At 77.2% G+C, this 3,142-nt stretch carries 3 protein-coding genes; 2 read left to right on the top strand and 1 reads right to left on the bottom strand.

Features of this window, described 5'->3' with window-relative positions; genetic code table 11:
* Both ABEB16_RS21335 and ABEB16_RS21340 read left to right on the top strand, forming a co-directional pair.
* On the top strand, nt 1-1,579 hold a 1,579-nt coding region (locus ABEB16_RS21335; protein WP_345714183.1), incomplete at its 5' end, for a SpoIIE family protein phosphatase.
* Complete coding sequence (locus tag ABEB16_RS21340; protein WP_345714184.1) at nt 1,576-2,268, top strand: histidine phosphatase family protein; 693 nt, start codon at nt 1,576-1,578, stop codon at nt 2,266-2,268. The genes ABEB16_RS21335 and ABEB16_RS21340, both read left to right, overlap by 4 nt.
* Nucleotides 2,269-2,299: 31 nt before the next feature.
* Here ABEB16_RS21340 and ABEB16_RS21345 read toward each other — a convergent pair whose 3' ends face one another.
* The gene (locus tag ABEB16_RS21345; RefSeq protein ID WP_345714186.1) at nt 2,300-3,100 is read right to left on the bottom strand and encodes a phytanoyl-CoA dioxygenase family protein; all 801 of its coding nucleotides are present in this window, start codon (nt 3,098-3,100) and stop codon (nt 2,300-2,302) included.
* Between the last annotated feature and the right edge of the window lie 42 nt (nt 3,101-3,142).

A 3,142-nucleotide genomic window follows, 5' to 3' on the forward strand; every position in this document is an offset into this window, starting at 1 on the left:
CGTCGCCGGCGACCCCGCCCCCGGCGACGGGGGGACCGGCGGCGTCCTGCCGCTGAACGGGCCGCTGCCGCTGTCGGTGGCGACCGCCACGGGCCGGCGGGTGCTGCTGCCCGACCTCGGGGCGGCCGTGGCGGCCGCCCCGCAGCTGGCGCGGGCCGGCGGGGTGCGGGCCTGGGCGGCCCTGCCGCTGCAGGTGGGCGAGCGCCGCCTCGGCGCCCTGGTGCTGCACTGGGACCGGGAGCGGGACTTCCGCCCCGAGGACGTGGACCTGCTGGACGCCTTCGCGGCGCAGTGCGCGCAGGGGCTGGACCGCCTGCAGGTGCGGCAGGCGGAGCGGCGGGCGGTGGCGGCCAGCCAGCGCTTCTCCGAGGCGCTGCAGCGCACTCTGCTCACCGAGCCGCCGCGGCCGGAGGGGCTGTCCATCGAGGTGCGCTACCAGCCGGCGGCGCAGGAGGCGCAGGTCGGCGGGGACTGGTACGACGCGTTCTGCGTGCCCGACGGCAGCACCCTGCTCGTGGTCGGCGACGTGGCCGGCCACGACCGGGAGGCCGCCGCGATGATGGCCCAGCTGCGCAACGTGCTGCGCGGCGTGGCGCACACGGTGCCGGAGTCGCCCTCGCTGGTGCTGTCGGCGCTGGACCGGGCGCTGGCCGACCTGCGGGTGGGTGCGCTGGCCACCGCGGTGCTGGCGCGGGTGGAGCAGTCGGTGTCCGACGCCCGCAAGGGCACCCACGTGCTGCGGTGGTCCACGGCCGGTCACCCGCCGCCGCTGCTGCTGCTGCCCGACGGCACGGCGCAGCTGCTGGACCCGCCGCCGGACCTGCTGCTCGGTCTGGACCCCACGACCGAGCGCGGCGACCACGCCCGGGCGGTGCCGGCCGGCTCCACGGTGCTGCTGTACACCGACGGCCTGGTGGAGCGGCGCGGCGCGGACATCGCCGACGGCATCGCGTGGCTGCGGCAGGCGGCGGCCCGGCACGTGGGGCTGCCGCTGGACCGCTTCTGCGACGCGCTGCTCGCGGAGCTGCCGCCGGCGGTGGAGGACGACATCGCCTTGCTGGCGCTGCGCACCGACAGCGTCGAGGCCCCCGGCCGCGCCGGCGCGGAGGCGCCCGGGGAGGGGTCCGTGGCCGCCGACGGGGTGGACGAGGGGACGCTGCTCGTGCTGGAGCCGGCGGCCACGGCCGTGCGCGCGGCCCGCGCCCACGTGCGGGCGCGCTGCCGCGAGGCCGGCGTCGACGAGGACGTCTGCGACACGACGGTCCTGCTGGCCAGCGAGATCGTCACCAACGCCCTCATCCACGGCCGCAGCGAGGCGCGGCTGCGGGTGCTGCTGACCCCGCAGGCGGTCCGCGTGGAGGTGGGTGACGACAACGCCCGCCACCCGGTGCGGGTGGAGCGCAACGACGAGGCCCTGGACGGGCGGGGGATGAACATCCTGGAGGTCCTGGCCGCCGCGTGGGGGGTGCGGGAGGAACCCGCGGGGAAGGTGGTGTGGTTCGAGGTGTCGACGATGCCGGAGGGGACGAGCGTGGACGGGGCGCAGGGCGGGGCGCAGGACGGAGCGGGCACCCGGTGAGCGCGACCCGGACCGGGCCTGCCGCCGCCGGACCGCCCGGCGGGTACGCGGTGCGCGGTGCGACGACGGTGCTCCTGGTGCGCCACGGCGCGACCGCCCACACCGCCGAGCGGCGGCTGTCCGGCTGCACCGGCGCCGACCCGGAGCTGTCGGTGACGGGGCGGCGGCAGGCGGAGCTGCTGGCGGCCGCCCTGCGCGAGCGCGGCGGCGTCGACGTGCTGCTCACCAGCCCCGTCCGCCGCGCCCGGCAGACCGCGGAGGCGGTGGCCGGGGCCCTGGGCCTGCCGCTGGGCGTCGAGGACGACCTGCGGGAGATCGACTTCGGCTCCTGGGAGGGGCTGACGGAGGCCGAGGTCGAACGCGGCTGGCCCGGCGCCCTGCCGGCGTGGCGGCAGGACGCGGCCGCCGTCGCACCCGGCGGGGAGTCGGTGCTGCAGGTGGCGGCCCGGGTCGCCGGCGTGCGCGAGCGGCTGCTCGCCGCGCACGAGGGCGCCACCATCGCCGTCGTGAGCCACATGTACCCGGTGAAGCTCTGGATCACCGACGCCCTGCAGGTCCCGCCGCAGGTGGTGCAGCGGATGCACGTCGACCCCACGGGCGTCGCGGAGATCGCCACCACCCCGCCCGGCGACCCGCGCGGGCCGTGGCTGCTGCTGCGGCACAACGACACCGGCCACCTGCGGGCGTAGCAGCGACGAGCGGCCACGCCCGCAGGTGACCTCAGGCCTCGCCCATGACGAGGCCCTCGATGGAGTGCTTCTGCACGATGGGCGCCAGCTCGTCGACGACGGGGCAGACGAGGTGCTCGCGCACCCGCTCGGGCAGGGCCGCGTGGAACGCGCGGGTGACGGCCATGTCGTGGTGCTCGGCGTTGCCGGCGCCGGGGGCGTCCACGCCGAGGACCAGCACCGGCCGGGCCCTGGTGGAGCGGTTCCGCGTGCCGCGGTGGATGGTGAGCGCCGAGCGGGCCGAGACGTCGCCCATCCGCGGGTACTTGCGCACGGCGCGCTCCTCGTACCGCGACCACGTCGACCTCGGCGGGAACATGCCGTGGTCGAACTCCTCGGAGAAGTCCCACTGGGTGCCGGGGGCGATCTCGAAGGGCCCCATGTCCTCCTCGGTGTCGACCGCGGTGAGGTTGAAGGCCAGCGACGTGAGCCGCCCACCGGTGCGGGTCTCCTCCGGCATCGGGAAGTCGCGGTGCCAGGGCTGGTCGACGGCCCCGGCGAAGGGGATGTCGAAGCCGACCTCGACGATCTGGTACCTGGGCCCGAGGACGCTCTCGCAGACCGTGCGGACCCAGGGGTGGTCCACGAGGTCGACGAACCCGCGCAGCTGCTCCGGGTGGATCTCGACGTACCAGCGGTTCGGGCCGCGGCCGACGGCGCCGCCCTCGCGGCCGCGCGCCTCGGTGAACGCGGCCTCGATGTCCTCGCCCATCCGGGCGGCCCACTCGCGGCTGAAGGCGCCCCGCTTCGCGATGATCCCGTCGCCGTAGAGGCCGGCGAGGATCTCGCGCACCTCCTCGTCGGCGCCCTCGGGGACGGGCGGTGCGTCGGGCCG

The organism is Kineococcus glutinatus, from assembly GCF_039542765.1.
Taxonomy (GTDB): domain Bacteria; phylum Actinomycetota; class Actinomycetes; order Actinomycetales; family Kineococcaceae; genus Kineococcus_A; species Kineococcus_A glutinatus.